Annotated in this window: 14 protein-coding genes; 9 read left to right on the plus strand and 5 right to left on the minus strand. The window is 58.5% G+C overall.

All coding sequences use genetic code 11. The annotated features are described in order from the left end of the window. The 5 genes from priA to ppdK all read right to left on the minus strand — a co-directional run. A partial coding sequence (gene priA, locus PHW69_03190; GenBank protein ID MDD4004192.1) for a primosomal protein N' occupies nt 1-1,682 on the minus strand: 1,682 nt, incomplete at its 3' end. Between the two features lie 2 nt (nt 1,683-1,684). Then, nucleotides 1,685-2,593, minus strand: a complete 909-nt coding sequence (locus PHW69_03195; protein MDD4004193.1) for a uracil-DNA glycosylase — start codon at nt 2,591-2,593, stop codon at nt 1,685-1,687. Between the two features lie 225 nt (nt 2,594-2,818). After that, nucleotides 2,819-3,127, minus strand: a complete 309-nt coding sequence (locus tag PHW69_03200) for a hypothetical protein (protein MDD4004194.1) — start codon at nt 3,125-3,127, stop codon at nt 2,819-2,821. Between the two features lie 19 nt (nt 3,128-3,146). Then, the gene (gene gmk, locus PHW69_03205) at nt 3,147-3,767 is read right to left on the minus strand and encodes a guanylate kinase (GenBank protein MDD4004195.1); all 621 of its coding nucleotides are present in this window, start codon (nt 3,765-3,767) and stop codon (nt 3,147-3,149) included. Nucleotides 3,768-3,773: 6 nt separating this feature from the next. Beyond that, the gene (ppdK, locus tag PHW69_03210; GenBank protein ID MDD4004196.1) at nt 3,774-6,554 is read right to left on the minus strand and encodes a pyruvate, phosphate dikinase; all 2,781 of its coding nucleotides are present in this window, start codon (nt 6,552-6,554) and stop codon (nt 3,774-3,776) included. 155 nt (nt 6,555-6,709) lie between these two features. Between ppdK and PHW69_03215 the strand changes: the two genes are divergently transcribed. The 9 genes from PHW69_03215 to pgsA all read left to right on the plus strand — a co-directional run bounded on the left by PHW69_03215 (nt 6,710) and on the right by pgsA (nt 16,247). Next, nucleotides 6,710-7,990, plus strand: coding sequence for a CinA family nicotinamide mononucleotide deamidase-related protein (locus tag PHW69_03215; protein ID MDD4004197.1), 1,281 nt, complete (start codon nt 6,710-6,712; stop codon nt 7,988-7,990). A 69-nt stretch (nt 7,991-8,059) separates the two neighbouring features. After that, nucleotides 8,060-8,329: a 30S ribosomal protein S15 gene (gene rpsO / locus PHW69_03220; GenBank protein ID MDD4004198.1), complete on the plus strand. Its 270-nt coding sequence runs from the start codon at nt 8,060-8,062 to the stop codon at nt 8,327-8,329. A 5-nt stretch (nt 8,330-8,334) separates the two neighbouring features. Continuing rightward, nucleotides 8,335-10,437 (plus strand): polyribonucleotide nucleotidyltransferase, encoded by a 2,103-nt coding sequence (locus PHW69_03225; GenBank protein ID MDD4004199.1) that lies wholly within the window; start codon nt 8,335-8,337, stop codon nt 10,435-10,437. Nucleotides 10,438-10,460: 23 nt separating this feature from the next. After that, the gene (locus tag PHW69_03230; protein ID MDD4004200.1) at nt 10,461-10,955 is read left to right on the plus strand and encodes a hypothetical protein; all 495 of its coding nucleotides are present in this window, start codon (nt 10,461-10,463) and stop codon (nt 10,953-10,955) included. A 146-nt stretch (nt 10,956-11,101) separates the two neighbouring features. Next, entirely contained in the window at nt 11,102-11,362 is a 261-nt protein-coding gene (locus PHW69_03235; protein MDD4004201.1) for a hypothetical protein, read from the plus strand. After that, nucleotides 11,362-13,764 (plus strand): DNA translocase FtsK, encoded by a 2,403-nt coding sequence (locus PHW69_03240; GenBank protein MDD4004202.1) that lies wholly within the window; start codon nt 11,362-11,364, stop codon nt 13,762-13,764. The genes PHW69_03235 and PHW69_03240 overlap by 1 nt, the downstream gene beginning before the upstream one ends. A gap of 20 nt (nt 13,765-13,784) precedes the next feature. Next, entirely contained in the window at nt 13,785-14,516 is a 732-nt protein-coding gene (locus PHW69_03245) for an outer-membrane lipoprotein carrier protein LolA (GenBank protein ID MDD4004203.1), read from the plus strand. Between the two features lie 10 nt (nt 14,517-14,526). After that, the gene (locus PHW69_03250) at nt 14,527-15,369 is read left to right on the plus strand and encodes a helix-turn-helix domain-containing protein (protein MDD4004204.1); all 843 of its coding nucleotides are present in this window, start codon (nt 14,527-14,529) and stop codon (nt 15,367-15,369) included. A gap of 11 nt (nt 15,370-15,380) precedes the next feature. After that, nucleotides 15,381-16,247 carry a CDP-diacylglycerol--glycerol-3-phosphate 3-phosphatidyltransferase gene (pgsA, locus tag PHW69_03255; protein MDD4004205.1) on the plus strand — a complete coding sequence of 289 codons (867 nt, stop codon included), beginning with the start codon at nt 15,381-15,383 and terminating at the stop codon, nt 16,245-16,247. Nucleotides 16,248-16,257 lie beyond the last annotated feature (10 nt).

Raw genomic sequence — 16,257 nt, forward strand, 5'->3', positions numbered from 1 at the left:
AGCTCCAGTATCGCGCGCTGGGTGCCGCTGCCGATCGTGCGGAAAATCCTGTCGCGGCATTTGGGGCACACCGCAGGCAGTTCGGCGGTGGTACCGCAGAGTCCGCACTTTAAAAACTCGCCGGACGCCGTTTTCTGCTTGCCCATGCCGCCGCCGCACCTGGGACAGGGCAGCGACCAGCCGCAGCACAGACAGGCGTAGGCGGCGGCGTAGCCCAGCCGGTTGATGATAAGCAGCGACTGCTGTCCGCGCGCCAGCGCGGACGCCACGCTTTCGCGCAGTTCGTCGGACACATAGCTGCTTTCCGCGCCTTTCTTGCCGGTGATAACGACACGCGGCGCGGTTATCCGCCGCACCGGCTGGTTAAGCGCGAGCATTGCTATGCGGCCATCCAGCGCGAACCTTAAAGTTTCCATTGACGGGGCCGAACTGGCAAACAAAACCGGACAGCCGTGATGCGCCGCCCGCCACACCAGCACTTCCCGCGCATGGTAATAGGGACGCTGTTCCTCCTGCTTGTAGGAATCGTCATGCTCCTCGTCCATAACGGCAAGACCCAGATTGACAAACGGCAGCAGGCAGGCCGAACGCGTGCCCGCCACCACAATGCTTTCACCAGCCACCAGCCGGTTAAAAATCATGTTTTTCTGGCGCGGTGTCAGCCGGCTGTGCCACAAAACGGTGCGCGCCGCCCCAAGCCGGGCTGAAAATTCCTCGATAAACGGCTGCGTAAGCGCGATATCGGGCAGAAGATACAATACCTGCCGGCCGCAGTTGAGCGCGGTTTCCATGAGCCGGATAAACACTTCGGTTTTTCCGGTAAGGGAATCGCCTGTCAATAAGGTGGACTGCGACTGTTTGGCCCGCACCAGCGGCGCAAGCGCGTCGCAGGCGGCGCGCTGGTCGGGCGTAAGGGTGAACGCGGATACAACCACTTTTTGCGTGGCGGCCCCGGCGGATTCCGCGGAAACGGCTGCCCGGCCCGCGCGGTCAGGCCCGGCTTCGCGGGCCGGAAAAACGAAACTGTCCGGCCCGGACGCGGGTACGCCGTCAGCCGAACCGGGCTCGCCAAGCGGCGCGTCATAAAACGCCGCGGTCATGGCTTCCATATCAAGCGCGGTGTCATGGTCCGGAGGCTCCGGCACGGACGGAACACCGGTCTGGATCGCCCCGGCGTTTTCAAACATCGTGCCCGTCCAGTCGGACTGGGCAACGAGCTGCCGCACGGCGACCACCCTGCTTTCAGCCTTATCTGCGACCGGTTTTTTTTCGGCCGCAGAAACCGTTTTCCTCTTTCCGTCCGGGGAAGCCGGTTTATTCAGGTCTTTTTCCAGTTCGGCGCGCAGCCGCTCAAATGACAGAAGTTTAAACCATGAGGGAAACATCGCGCCGAACACCTCGCCCAGCGGATTGCACCAGCGCTGCGCTATATACTGCGCCAGCCCCACGCCCTCGCCCCCGAACAGAGGCGCGGGGTCTTCAATCGAAAGAATCTCTTTGAGCCTGATATGCAGCGGAAGCCGGGTCTTTCCGGTCAGCTCAACCGCCACACCGGTGGCAACCGCTTTGCCAAAAGGCGCGCGCACCCGCATGCCCGGTTCAAGCGACTGCTCAAGCCGGGCGGGCACGCTGTAATCGAACAGTTTGCGCAACGGCACCGCGAACGCGACTTTACAAAACATGGCTACTCTTTTCCGGCGGTCTGAGGCGGTTGCATCCCGGCGGCTTTCATGACCAGCTTCATATCGTCCCAGGTGGGGCGTTTATAGTCGGGATTGCGCAGCAGCGCGGCAGGGTGATAGGTAGCCGCCACCTTGATGGCCGGAGTGACCGGATAATCGCGAAGTTGTCCGCGCATGGAGGACAACGAACCCGTGAAGCTGAGCAGTTCCCGCGCCGCTGTCGCGCCCAGCGCGATGATAAATTCGGGGTTAATCAGCTCTATCTGCCGCTCCAAGTAGGGCCGGCAAACGCGGATTTCATCCGGCGACGGCGGCCGGTCGTTACCGCGTTTTTCAGGATTTGACGGGTCAATCATCGGATGGCATTTGGCGATATTGGCAATATAAACATTAGTGCGGTCCAGCCCCATCGCGCCAAGAATTTTATCAAGCAGCTGGCCCGCTTTGCCCACGAAAGGCAGGCCCTGCCGGTCTTCCTCGTAACCCGGGCCCTCGCCGATAAGCATTATCTGCGCGCGGGGATTGCCCATGCCGAACACCGGTTTTATCCGTGCCGCGCCAAGCGGGCACAACTTGCAGACGGAAACCAGTTTTTCCAGCCCCGCCATATCAAGTTTCGACAGGTCAGGACGTTTCGTTTCCGTTTTTAAAGCGACGGCTTCCGGAGCGGGCAGCTGTGCATGCGGGGCCGCTTTGGCTGGCGCACCCGCGTGCGCGGACACAGCATGCGCGGCCGGTTTGACATGCGCAGGCGCGACAGGCCCGGCAGGGCCGGACGAAACGGCGGAAAATTCCGCCGCCGGCGCAGGGGGGACGGCCGTTTCAGAAAACGAGCCTGCATAATCGTCAAAATCGTTATATTTCAGGCAGTTTTTAAGCTGGCGCACCAGTGTTTTTAATTCATCAGGCATACACGCCCCGCAGAAAGAAGCTGGAAAGACAGTTAAGGTAATAATGTCATTATATCTTATTTCCCCGGCTTGAAAGACCGGCCCGTTATCCGCAAATGCAAAATGCCGGCAAAAAAATCCGGCGCACAATGCGCCGGATTTTATCCGCTTCAAATATATTCGCTTGGCCGCCGGTTCCGCGCCCGCGCTGCATTTTGCGCGCCTGAACGACCCTTGCGGCGGTTTTTACAGCTCGGGCAGGGTCATCTCGACGGGCTGCGCGTTTTTGCGCGCTTCCCGCTCTTCCCGGGCCTGAGCGCGGGCGAGCAGGCTTTTTTTATAGGTGTCGAGTATCAGTTCCCGTGAAATCTGGCCGGACAGCACATCGGTAAGCGCCGCCGAAATCACTTCGGAATTCGGTTTGTGCCGGAACTCCTCGCGCCGCCGGATCTCGCGCGCCCACATCGAACCCAGCACGATCAGATCATATTTGTCCTGACTGTAATCCATTATCTCCTGCTCCAGTTCTATGGTTTTTACTTTGGCTTCTGTCATGTGCCCTCCTGAAAATCCGTCAGATAAAACGGTATACGCTTTGCGCCGAACGTTTAAGCCTCGGCAGCTGCCGCGCGGTGATAATGCGCTGCGCCGTAATGATGGCTTTGAGCTGGCTGACCGCGATTTCCAGATCGTCGTTGATTATCACATAGTGGTAATCGCCGATCCGCTCCAGTTCGCTTTTCGCGGTCGCGAGCCTTACGGCCAGATCACCGGTATCGTTGCGCGCTTCCAGCCGGGATTTCAGCACCGCCCAGCTCGGCGGCAGCAGAAATATCTTCACGGCGTTTTCGTAATGCCTTGAAACGGTTTCCGCGCCCTGCACGTCAATCACCAGCAGCGGGTTTTTTCCGCGCCGGATTATGCTGTCAAACGATTTCTTCGGAATACCGTAATAATACTTCCCGTGCACTTTCGCCCATTCGGCCATGAGGCCCGCCTTGATATTGCGCACAAAGCGGGCCTCCGGCCAGAAATGGTAATCAATACCGTCTTCTTCCGCCGCGCGGGGCGCGCGGGTCGTGGCGGTAACAACCCGTTCAACAGAGCTGTCCTCCGCCAGAACCCGGCTGCAAACCGTAGTCTTGCCGCCCCCGGAGGGGGAGGAAACTATTATCGGGAAACCCCGCAAGGCCATGCGGGATTACTTCTTCCCGCCATGCTTCACCACCGCCTGCGCGGCAGCCAGTCTGGCTATCGGCACGCGGAACGGCGAGCAGGACACATAATTGAAGCCCTGTTGATGGCAGAATTCCACGCTTCTGGGATCACCGCCATGTTCGCCGCAGATGCCCACTTTAAGGTTCGGGCGGGCGGTGCGGCCTTTCCTTACGGCAATCCTGATCAGTTCGCCGACACCCTTTTCATCAATGGACTGGAAGGGATCTTCCGGCAGAATGTTCCTGTTCAGATAATCGCCGAGGAAGCTGCCGATATCGTCACGCGAAAAACCGAAACTCATCTGGGTCAGGTCGTTCGTGCCGAACGAGAAGAACTCCGCGGGGCCCGCCATTTCATCGGCGGTAAGCGCGGCGCGGGGGATCTCGATCATCGTGCCGACCATGTGCGGAATCTTCTTCATGCCGGTGGCTTTAAGCACTTCTTCGTATACCCGTTTGATGATTACTTTCTGGTTCTCGATTTCGACATGGGTGCAGGTGACCGGGATCATGATTTCGGGCAGCACCGTCACTTTCTCCTTAAGGAGTTCCGCGGTCGCTTCGAAAATCGCGCGGACCTGGGTTTCGGTCACTTCCGGATAGGTTATGCCAAGCCGCACGCCGCGATGGCCCATCATCGGGTTGTTTTCCCGCAGGCCTTCGGCGCGTTTTTCCAGATCGGCGTAGCTGATGCGCAGCGCTTCGGCAAGCTTTTTGAGGTTGTCGGCGTTGTGCGGCACGAACTCGTGAAGCGGAGGATCAATCATCCGGATGGTTACGGGGTAACCGGCCATCGCTTTAAGAGTTTTCTTGATATCCGACTTCATGAACGGAAACAGATCCTTCAGCGCGGCTTTCCGCTCGTCCAGCGAGGAGGAAACAATCATTTTCCGCAGGTTGAACAGTGCGTCGTCCGAGCCTTTGCCGTAGAACATATGCTCGATGCGGAACAGGCCGATGCCTTCCGCGCCGAATTCGCGCGCCTTGGCGGAATCTTCCGGGGTGTCGGCGTTCGTGCGGATTTTAAGCGTGCGCACCCTGTCGCAGATTTTAAGGAAATCAAGCAGCGTCTTGTCGTTGGCGCCGGCGGCCATCATGTCCAGCTTGCCAACGTAAACGTGGCCCTTGGAACCGTTAAGGGAAATCCAGTCGCCTTCCCTGATGGTCACGCCATTGACGGTGATAACCTTGTTTTCGATGTGCATTTCGGCGCAGCCGACGATGCAGCATTTGCCCCAGCCGCGCGCGACCAGCGCTGCGTGCGAGGTCATGCCGCCGCGTGCGGTAAGAATGGCTTCTGCGGCTCTCATCCCGGTCACGTCTTCAGGGTTGGTTTCTTCGCGGACAAGAATGCATTTTTTGCCGGCGTTGAAATAGGCGATGGCGTCGGCGGCGTTGAACACCACCTGGCCGGCGGCTCCGCCGGGGCCCGCGGGCAGGCCCTTGGCTACGACTTTGGCGGCCTTCTCGGCCACGGGGTCAAGCACGGGGTGAAGCAGTTCGTCAAGCTGGGCGGGCGTTACGCGCATGACGGCGGTTCTGGCGTCAATCATTTTGCTGTTGAACATGTCGGTCGCCATTTTAACGGCGGCTCTGCCGTTGCGTTTGCCCACGCGGCACTGCAGCATCCACAGTTTACCGTCCTGAATGGTGAACTCGATGTCGAGCATGTCATGGTAATGCTTTTCCAGTTTCTTCTGGATTCCGTCGAGCTCCCTGTAAACTTTCGGCATGATTTCATGAAGGGTTTCAAGATGCCGGGACTGGTCGTTGCGGGAATATTCGTTGATCGGAGCGGGGGTGCGTATGCCGGCCACCACGTCTTCGCCCTGAGCGTTCACGAGATATTCGCCGTAAAAATTATTATTGCCGGTGCCGGGATCGCGGGTGAAAGCTACGCCGGTCGCGCTGGTTTCGCCGGTGTTGCCGAACACCATTGACTGCACGTTGACGGCGGTTCCCCATTCGTGCGGGATTTTTTCAATATTGCGGTACGCGATCGCGCGGGTGCCGTTCCACGACGCGAAAACCGCGCCGATTGCGCCCCACAGCTGGTCGTTGGCGTTGTCGGGGAATTCTTTTTTAAGAACGGTCTTGACCGTCGCCTTGAAATCGGCGCACAGTTTTCTGAGCTCTTCCGAGGTCAGCTCGGTGTCGGTCTTGTAGCCGCGGGCTTTCTTGATCTGGGCAAGTTTTTCGTCGAGAACTTTGCGGATGCCCTTGTCGTCCTTAGGCTCGATGCCGGCGGCTTTCTCCATCACCACGTCGGCGTACATCATGATCAGGCGGCGATAGGCGTCATAAACAAACCGCTCGTTCCTGGTATCGGCAATCATGCCGGGGATTGTTTCGGTCGTCAGGCCGACGTTAAGAATGGTTTCCATCATGCCGGGCATGGAACTTCTCGCGCCGGAGCGCACGGAAACCAGCAGGGGTTTCTTCGCGTCGCCGAAAACACGGCCGACGTTCTTTTCAACCATCTTGAGATTTTCCGCAACCGTTTTGGCAAGTGACGCAGGGTATGTTCTTTTGTTCGCCCAGTAATAAGTGCATACTTCGGTGGTAATGGTGAATCCGGGGGGAACCGGCAGCTTGAGCTGGCCGGCCATTTCGGCGAGATTGGCGCCTTTTCCGCCGAGGAGCTCCTTCATCGAGCCATTGCCATCAGCTTTGCCGTTCCCAAAGTAATAGACGCTTTTGGAAATGGTTTTCTTCGTCGTTTTCCTGACTGCAGCTTTTGTAGTATTTTTAACCGCGGTTGGCATTTACATCTCCTGTTCTTGTTTGCTCCGCCCGCCGCAATGCACTGCGGGCCGGCATGGTCATTTTTTTATGAAGCTATATATTAATTTTACGAAATATGCGCCCGCCTTGCAATGCGAAGGGCAACGGGCCGCATTTTTGCTAAAATTACAAAATCATGGCTAAAACTGGAAAAAACCGCGCAGTGCTGCTTTTCACCGGCAGCGAACTTTTAAACGGCAAACTCAACAGGTACGAACCGCTGTTCTGCGCCGAACTGGCAAAACTCGGCATGACGGTTGGTTATTCGGTTACTTTGCCTGACGAGACCGGCACGGTCGCCTCGGCTGTCGCCCGCGCGCTGACGGAAGCGGCACTGGTCATAGCGGTCGGCGGGCTCGGCCCCACCTTCGACGACGTGACCCGGCAGGCCGCCGCCCTCGCGCTTGACCGCCGGCTGCTGCCGGATCCGGAAATCATGAAAACGATCGAACGCCTTTTCGCGCGCCGCGGCAGCATAATGCCGGAGAACAACCGCCTCCAGGCGCTTGTCATCGCAGGCGCGAAACCGCTCGCCAACCCCGTAGGCACCGCGCCGGGCCAGCTTTTTTTCAAAAACGGCAGAATGCTTGTGCTGCTGCCCGGCCCGGAAAGCGAATGGCGGCCCATCTTCAGCCGGTCAGTCGCGCCGGAAATAAAAAAACGGTTTCCGCGCCGGGCGGGCACCCGGCAGACTGAAATCAATCTGGCCGGCATAGCGGAATCGGCGGCGGACGAACAGCTCCTGCCGGTGATAAAGGCTTTCCCGGCGGCGGAGTTTACCATCCTGTCCGCGCCGGGCCATGTGCGCGTATTCGCGCGGGTGCGCGAAAGAACGGACACGGAAGCGAAAAACCTGCTTAAAAGAATACAGGCGCGCCTGCTGAAAAGTTTCGCCGGCACGGTTTTCGGATGCGGAGAACTGCTCCCGGAAACCGCGCTTGGCGCAAAACTGCGGAAGCTGGGCCTGCGAATCGGCACTGCCGAATCGTGCACCGGAGGGCTGGTGGCGCACCGCATCACGCGGGTGCCGGGCAGCTCCGGCTACATGAACGGCGGCGTTGTGGCTTACGCCAACTCGGTCAAAACAAGGGTGCTGGGCGTAAAAGCCGCGACCCTTGAAAAACACGGCGCGGTTTCGGCGGAATGCGCGCTGGAAATGGCGCGCGGCGCGCGGAAAGTGACGGGAAGCGATATCGGAATCGCCACAACCGGCATAGCCGGGCCGGGCGGCGCGACGGCGGGCAAACCGGTCGGGCTGGTATACATAGCGGTTTCGGTCAGGGGAAGCGGCGAAACCGTCGTCAAACATGTTTTTAACGGCACGCGAAACAGCATACAGGAGTGTTCGGCAAACGCCGCACTGGCGCTGGCGCTGAAAACGCTCAACCTGCCGCGCCCGGGCATGCGCCGAATTTGACAGAACCCGATGACGCTTGTATAATGTATAAAGACGAACGAAAATAACAATAACAAGGAACAACGCTAAATGACCACGACCAAAGAAAGACGGACCGAAGTTCTCACCAAGTTCCAGGCTCATCCTTCAGACACGGGAAGCACTTCCGTTCAGGTTGCATTTCTGACGGAGCGGATCGCTTACATTTCCGCTCACCTCAAAAATAATCCCAAAGATTTTGCGGGCGAAAGAGGGCTGTTAAAGCTCGTCGGCCAGCGCCGCCGCCTGCTCAGATATCTTAAAGAGACCAATCTCAACGCGTACCACAGCCTTATCAAACAGCTGGACATGAGGAAATAACTATAATGACAAATCTTAAAACGACCCGCATCGAAGAAACGGTGGGGGATAAAATCATTTCATTGGAAACCGGGCTGATGGCCCGTCAGGCGGACGGCGCGATCGTCGCCCGCATGGGCGACACCGTGCTGCTCGCGGCGGTGGTGTCCGAAAAGACGCAGGATCCCGGTCCGGCGGATTTCGTGCCGCTCACCACTAACTATAAGGAACGGACCTATTCTGCCGGCAAAATTCCCGGCGGTTTTTTCAAACGCGAAGGCCGGCCCTCAAAAAAGGAAATTCTTTCCTCCCGCCTGACCGACCGGGCGATCCGCCCGCTGTTTCCGGAAGGGTACGCGGCGGAAACGAACGTGACGACGATGGTGCTGTCGAGCGACGGCGAGAATGACGCCGATGTGCTCAGCATTGTCGCCGCGTCAACCGCGCTGACGATCTCGTGCATACCGTTCAACGGCCCCGTGGCCGGAGTGCGCGTGGGCAGAATTGACGGCCAGTACATCATCAACCCGACCCACGCCCAGCGCGACGAAAGCGATATTGATTTTGTCATCGCCGGCACCAAACAGGGAATGCTGATGGTGGAAGGCGGCTGCAAGGAAGTGCCGGAGAACGTGCTGATAGAAGCGATGGAAAAAGCGCAGGACGCCATCAACCGGCTCTGTGATATGCAGACCAGGCTGCGCGAGCAGATCGGCGCGCCCAAGTTCACCGTGCCGCAAACCGTCATGCCCGAAACGATCAGGCAGACGGTGGAAGCGAAAGTGCGCCCGGAAATCGTGCGGATCCTCAACCTGTTCTGCGACAAGCAGACGCGCGACAAATCAATCGCCGCACTCAAGCAGCAGACCATTGACGCGCTGAGCGGGGAAAACCCCGGCTGCGAACCTTTTGTCAACCTCGCCATCGAAACGGTTTCTTATGAAGAAAGCCGCCGCCTGGTGCTGGAAAAAGGCGTGCGCGTCGACGGCAGAAAGCCGGACGAAATACGTCCGCTTGACTCGCGGGTCGGCCTGCTGCCCCGCACCCACGGTTCCGCACTGTTCACCCGCGGCCAGACGCAGGGCCTGGTAGTCTGCACGCTCGGCTCGCCCGAAGACATGCAGATGGTGGAAGGGCTGGAAGAAACCTACCACGAGCGGTTCATGCTGCATTACAATTTCCCCGGTTTTTCCACGGGCGAATGCAAACCGGACAGAAGCCCCGGCCGCCGCGAAATCGGGCACGGAGAACTGGCCCGGCGCGCGCTGATGCCGCTGCTGCCGCAGGAAGAGGAATTCGGCTACACGATCCGGCTGGTTTCCGACATTATGGAATCGAACGGATCCAGTTCGATGGCCTCCGTATGCGGCGGTTCGCTGAGCCTGTTTGACGCCGGCGTGCCAATGAAAGCCGCCTGCGCCGGAATCGCGATGGGTCTTATTTCGGACGGCAGCAAACACGTTGTCCTGTCCGACATTATGGGCCTTGAAGACCACCTCGGCGATATGGACTTCAAACTTACCGGCACGCGCAAAGGCATCACCGCGTTTCAGATGGACGTGAAACTGGCGAGCGGCATTGCGCTGTCAATCCTTAAAGAAGCCGTCGCGCAGGCCACGAACGGCCGCAATCACATCCTTAACCACATGGAAACGGTGATAACCGAGCCCCGGAAAGAAATGTCACAGTACGCTCCGCGTCTTTTCAGAATACAGATCCCCCAGGAAAAGATCGGCGCGCTTATCGGGCCCGGCGGCAAGAACATACGCAGAATCACCGAGGAAAACAACTGCAAGGTTGAAGTGAACGATGAAGGCGTCGTTTACATCTCCGGCGTGGATGCGGTAAAGGTGGAACGGGCCCGTAAGGAAGTGGAGTCCCTGACCGCCGTGGTTGAAGTGGGCAAGATTTACTCCGGCAAAGTGGTTTCCATACAGCCTTTCGGCGCGTTTGTGGAACTGCTGCCGGGCCAGGACGGCCTGCTGCACATCTCCGAAATCGAGCACCGCAGAGTCAACAAGGTGGAAGACGTGCTCAAACTCGGAGAAGAGGTACAGGTCAAAGTGGTCGAGATTGACAATAACGGGAAAATACGGCTGTCCCGCAAAGTGTTGATCGCGAGAAGCTAAATTATCAACAACCCCGGTACGCTATGAAAAGAACCGTAAAAAAATCCCCCGTAGCCGTAAAGGCCGCTCCCGCGCGGGACACAGCCGCGCTGGAGGAAATAAAAACCCTTTACGGTTTCATGCAGAAAAACAGCCTCGAAACGATAGACTACGCCTCCGGCGAAACTCACATCCGGCTGGTGCGAAAGCGCCCGAATGTGATACCTGTGCCGGTGCTTCAGACTGTGCAGGCGCAAACACAAGCATCCTCCGCACCGGCCAGGCCGGCCGAGTACGCGGGCGATACCGTGAACTCGCCGCTGCAGGGCATCTTCTTCCGTGCGGCTTCGCCGTCAAGCCCGCCGTTCGTGCGGGAAGGCGATACCGTCAAGAAAGGGCAGGTGCTGTGCCTTATCGAGGCGATGAAGGTGTTTAACGAAGTGAAGGCGGAGTTTGACTGCAAAGTGAATAAAGTGCTTATTGACAACGGCAAGCCGGTTAAATCAGGCGAGAAACTGTTCGCCGTTGAAAAACGATAGCGCAGACCGCTGCGGAAATATGATCCTTTGCGCGCCCGGCCATCAGCCGGGCGCGCAGGGATGATTGCAGTACAATATCTCTGAACCCGCAGAACCAAACAGCCCTCCCGGCTGTATATTATATGCTCTAAATGGATACATTGCGTATGAGCGAACCAGCACTCTTTAAAAGCACCCTTGAAAACAACGCAGGACGCATTCTGAGCGAAATAGCCAGCACTTCCGGCGGCCAGCTTACCGCATGGGAGCTGAAGATGCGGCTGCACCTGTCCAGTTCACAGCTGTACATAGCGCTTGGCTGGCTGATGGGACGGGAAGCGGTTGAACTGGAACCGGAAAATCTTGATTACATAATCAGGCCGGCGGCAAAACGCAGTCCCGCGCCGCCTCCGCCTGTTATCGGTTAATGGCCAGACGAAACGCATCCCCTTTCGACCTGTTCTATGCGGGCCGCAAAAAACACGCGGGGAAATCCGCGCGCGGGGTGGCGTTTTACGCTAAAAAAAAGCAGTCGGCCAAAGCGGGCAGGCGCAAAACCAAAACTCCCGCATGGCTGCCGGCGGTAGGCTGGATATTCACCGTGTCGCTCACGCTGTGGCTGATCTGGATCCAGTGGGTGGGGGGCTCAAGCGGAGCGCTGGGCCGCATTCTGGCGGACGGGCTGTTTAAAACATTCGGGCACGCGTCCTATCTGTTCCCTCTGCTTATGCTGTACGGCCTGGCGACGATCTTCTTCGAGCGCACGGAAAAGGCGTTCGGCGCGCTCACGCTTGCCACAGGCATCACGTTCGTGCTGGTCTCCTCGTCGGCTGAACTGGCGCTGCTCAAACTGATTTTCACCGGTTCCCTTATTTCCGGCGGTGTCACCGGCGAGATGACAGCCGCATTGCTCGACGGTATTTTGGGCAAGGCGGGCGCGGGCATAATCGGCATGGGGATATTCGTGGCGGGCGTGCACATTTTATTCGGGATCCCGTGGAAAAAAACCATCTCCGCCATGCTGAAATGGGTGCGGGAGGATTATGCCGCGTGGACAGCCGGCAGAACCGCGCTGGCGCGCAGAATAGAAGCCGCGCGCGGCGACTTGCCGGTGCCCGCGGAAGAATGCGCCGCGCGGAATTGCGACATAACGGATTGCGAAGTGTCCGGGGAGCCCGCCCGGCCCGCGCGCGAAAAGCTCACCGCGCCGATCAAGATCATGCGCGGAGGCAATAGCGGTTCCCCGCCCGCCAAGCCAAGACCGGCAGCAGTAAAGAAAACCGCGGAGAAAGCGGAAGAGGAAGCTCCGCTTCCGCTGGAACGCCCGCCGTTCGATCCAAAAACTTACGAACCGCCCTCGCTTGACCTGCTTAACGAACCGCCTGCAAACCGGCTAATCGGCCCGTCGGACGACGAGATCGCGCACGCGAAACAGCAGCTGGAGGAAACGCTCGCCAGTTTCGAGATCAAAGCCACGGTGACAGGCGCGCTGGCCGGCCCGGTGATCACCCGCTATGAACTGAAACCCGAGAAAGGGGTGAAGGTAAGCTCGATAGTGTCGCTGGAAAACGATATAGCGCTTGCCATGAAAGCGAAAGGCATCCGGATAGAGGCGCCGATCCCCGGCAAAGACGCGATCGGGCTTGAACTGCCCAACGAAAAACCGGTAATGGTCTATCTGCGGGAAATACTGGAAGACCCCGCGCTGGCCGGCTCAAGGAACAAGCTGGCCGTCGCGGTCGGGCGCCACGCCGACGGCGCGCCGGCGACTGCGAACCTGGAAAAAATGCCGCACCTTCTGGTGGCGGGCGCGACAAACAGCGGCAAAAGCATCTGCCTGCAGACGTTTATTCTGTCGCTGGTATACCGTGCCCGGCCAGACGAGGTGAAATTCCTCATGATTGACCCCAAGCGGCTGGAACTCACCTTTTATGAGGGGATACCGCATCTCTACGATCCCAAAACGCCGGCCGAACAGGCCACGGTGATAACCGACTCTAAAGAGGCGGTCGCTTCGCTCAAGGCGCTGGTGAAGGTGATGGAAACGCGCTACAAGATTCTGGAAGCGGCCAAAGTGCGCAACATGGAGTCATACAACAAATGGGCCGAAAAGAACGGCGAGCCGCATATGTTTTTCATTGTGGTCATCATAGACGAGCTGGCTGACCTGATGCTCCAGACCAAGGCCGCGGTGGAAGACTCCATCCAGCGGCTCGCCCAGATGGCGCGGGCGGTGGGAATACATCTGGTGCTGTGCACGCAGCGTCCGTCGGTTAACGTGATCACGGGGGTTATCAAGGCGAATCTGCCGTCCCGGATTGCGCTGCAGGTGACTTCACGCACCGATTCCAGAGTGATTCTGGACTCGCAAGGCGCGGAAAACCTGCTCGGCAAAGGCGATATGCTGTATCTGGCGATTGACGCGCAGAAACCGTCCCGGATGCAGGGCGCTTATGTGTCGGAAGAGGAGATCCGCGCGGTGGCGGATCATCTGCGCAAACAGGGCCGGCCCGACTACCCGGTCCAGCTCCGAAGCGAAAAGGCGGACGAGGAAGCCTTCGGCCCCGGCATGGGCATCAGCGTGGAGGATTTCAAAGCCGCGCTGAACCTGATTTTACAGCGGCGGCGCATTTCGCAGGATCTGCTCAAGGCGCACTTCGGCTCCTCGGCGCGGGCCACCAATATCCTGAGCGTGCTCGAGATTCAGGGCTTTATAAGCAAACCCGAAGGCTCCAACCGGTGGGACATCCAGTTTGACAAGATAGAACAGCAGGCAGCCAGCTTCGAGCTGACCGTCAATTCGCCCGTTTCCGCCGGGAACGGGGAATAAACCCTGAAGGGGAAACAATTATGAAAAGACATATCGGCCTGACAATACTTTCACTGCTGGCGGCGTCCGCTCACGCGGCCTCAGCCGGCACGGCAGGGCAGCCTTCACCCGCGAGCACCGCCGCAGTCACTATCGCAGCCCCGCAGCCCCGGCAACAGACGGCCGTGGCGCTCAGTTCAACCGCCGTCATAGAAAAACTGCGGGAATGGGACACGAAGCTTGAGTCTTTGTCCTGCGGGTTCACTCAAAGCGTGAAATTCGGGGATTCCGGCATGGGTTCCACTATCGAAGGGCTGGTCCGCTACCGCAAGCCCGACCTGCTGCGGGTGGAACATACCGCACCGCGCAGCCAGATTGTGGTGACCGACAAGAAAACCATCAGCGTCTATTCGCCGCAGGACCGGCAGCTTGTCAAGAGCGACTGGACGTCATGGATTTCACAGCAGTCTGCCATATTTTCCGGCGTCACAAATTTCGGCAGCTACGGGAAAATAATAGCGGACCATGGTATAAAAGTGACTACGGGTGAAACCGGAGTGGCCGTAACGCTCAGCCCGGTAAGCGGCAAACAGAGCTACACTCTCACCTTGCTGCTGGATCCGGAAATGGACTATTTTCCTTACGCCATAGAAATGAAGATCGGCACAACCGACGTAAAGACCACCCTGAAAAAAATAACAATCAACTCCGGAATACCGGACGGCGTCTTCACGCTGAACCCGCCGCAGGGCACGAAAATAATAAATTTCTGACCGGTGAAAAATGACTGAAAAACCCGATCTGCCTGTTGCCGGATCCGGCACGGAACACGCGTCTGGCCCGGCGGCGGAGCCGCATGACAGCGCTGCCCGGCAACCCGGGCAGTTGCAGCCCGCGCAGCCGGCGCAGGCGCCCCGTTCCGCCACGGCGGGCGAGCGGCTGAAAGCCCTGCGCGAGGAAAAAGGAATAAGCGCGGAGATGCTGCACCGCAGGACAAAAATACCGCTCAAAACGATTTCCGCGCTGGAAACCGACGACACCGCCTATTACGCCTCCGACCCTTATGCGCGGAGTTTTCTTGAGCAGTACTGCGAATATATCGGAGTCGAGCCGGACGAGCTGCGCTCAAGTTTCGAAAAAGCCGCGGAACCGCTGCGCCGCGCCGATCAACGTCCGCGCACAATACTCAATCCCGGTTCGCCTCTTGATGAAGAAAGCTATGTTTCCGCCGCGCAAGCCTATTTTTTCAAGACGGCCGCGGCAAGCGCCGCGGTCCTTGCGCTGCTGACTTTGTGGCTCTGGAAAAACGCGGATTATTTCGGCTGGCCGGCAAGCGGAGAAAGCGCGATCGCTTCACCCTCTTTATACGAAGCGGCTTTCATTTCCCGGCTTGAAGGGCTGGTAACCGAACGGACATGGCTGCGCGTGACAGCCGACAGAAGGACCGTTTTTGAAGGTTACGCGCCCGCGGGCGTGAAACTGGGCTGGACGGCTTCAAAAGAATTCAAGGTGGAGTCAGACAGGCCGGACAATCTCCAGTTGTCGCTTGACAACCGGAAACTGGAGCAGTTTACCAAAACTCAAACCCTCATTCCGGTCGTTTTTTCCGGCGCGGAAACGAAATAGGACACAAATTTATGATGACAATCGCCAACAGGATAACGCTGCTGCGCGCGTTTCTTACCATTCTGATGTATGCCTGCATAGTGGTGCCCGCTTCCTGGACGAGGCTGGCAGCCCTGCTTATCTTCGCGCTGGCTTCGATCACCGACTGGGTGGACGGATTTCTGGCGCGCCGCACCAACACCACCACCACGTTCGGAGCCGTGGCGGATCCGTTTGTGGACAAACTGCTTATCGGCGGAGTGTTCGTGGCGTTCGGCTCGGTGCCGGCCCTGCATGTGCCGTTATGGGCGGTATTTCTGATAATCGCCAGGGAAATGATGATTTCCACCCTGCGGGTGCTGGCCGCGCTGAACCGGGAAATGCTGGCGGCGGAACGCTCCGGCAAATTCAAAACCGCGATCCAGATGATTTCCGCCAGCCTGATACTTGTGATACTCAACATTCAGGATCTGGCGGTCAACGGCCCGCCTGACTGGCAGGCCGGTATGCAGGCGGCGGCGCATTTCACGCTGCAGTTTCCTTATCTGCTGACGATAATCGTAATGATCGTCACCTGGGCAAGCGGAATAAGCTATCTGTACAACCACTGGGATATGCTCCGCCGTTCCTGGAGCATTCCCAACAGCCGCCGGCAGCCGCAATTGCGGCGGACTGAAAACCGTCGCCAGCGCCGGCCACATCGGAACAACCGGTTCAGACCTGAAAAAAAAGACGGGATCGTGCAAAGCTCCCCTTATTTCCCGCAGGACGCGATATTGCGCGAAGCCAAAAAAAATCACCGGCCCCGCCGCCGCGGCAAACGCCCCGCCGGACAAACCGCGCAGAACACCGGCGGCGCCCGGCCCGCCGCACCCGCCGCGACGGCCGCGCAGGACTGAGAAGAACGAG

It is taken from the genome of Elusimicrobiaceae bacterium (assembly GCA_028700325.1).
Lineage (GTDB): Bacteria > Elusimicrobiota > Elusimicrobia > Elusimicrobiales > Elusimicrobiaceae > JAQVSV01.

Bases quoted from the DNA above. Each gene is read 5' to 3' on its own strand.
- PHW69_03195 (MDD4004193.1), bottom strand. From the start codon at position 2,593: ATGCCTGATGAATTAAAAACACTGGTGCGCCAGCTTAAAAACTGCCTG.
- PHW69_03200 (MDD4004194.1), bottom strand. From the start codon at position 3,127: ATGACAGAAGCCAAAGTAAAAACCATAGAACTGGAGCAGGAGATAATG.
- gmk (MDD4004195.1), bottom strand. From the start codon at position 3,767: ATGGCCTTGCGGGGTTTCCCGATAATAGTTTCCTCCCCCTCCGGGGGC.
- ppdK (MDD4004196.1), bottom strand. From the start codon at position 6,554: ATGCCAACCGCGGTTAAAAATACTACAAAAGCTGCAGTCAGGAAAACG.
- PHW69_03215 (MDD4004197.1), top strand. From the start codon at position 6,710: ATGGCTAAAACTGGAAAAAACCGCGCAGTGCTGCTTTTCACCGGCAGC.
- rpsO (MDD4004198.1), top strand. From the start codon at position 8,060: ATGACCACGACCAAAGAAAGACGGACCGAAGTTCTCACCAAGTTCCAG.
- PHW69_03225 (MDD4004199.1), top strand. From the start codon at position 8,335: ATGACAAATCTTAAAACGACCCGCATCGAAGAAACGGTGGGGGATAAA.
- PHW69_03230 (MDD4004200.1), top strand. From the start codon at position 10,461: ATGAAAAGAACCGTAAAAAAATCCCCCGTAGCCGTAAAGGCCGCTCCC.
- PHW69_03235 (MDD4004201.1), top strand. From the start codon at position 11,102: ATGAGCGAACCAGCACTCTTTAAAAGCACCCTTGAAAACAACGCAGGA.
- PHW69_03240 (MDD4004202.1), top strand. From the start codon at position 11,362: ATGGCCAGACGAAACGCATCCCCTTTCGACCTGTTCTATGCGGGCCGC.
- PHW69_03245 (MDD4004203.1), top strand. From the start codon at position 13,785: ATGAAAAGACATATCGGCCTGACAATACTTTCACTGCTGGCGGCGTCC.
- PHW69_03250 (MDD4004204.1), top strand. From the start codon at position 14,527: ATGACTGAAAAACCCGATCTGCCTGTTGCCGGATCCGGCACGGAACAC.
- pgsA (MDD4004205.1), top strand. From the start codon at position 15,381: ATGATGACAATCGCCAACAGGATAACGCTGCTGCGCGCGTTTCTTACC.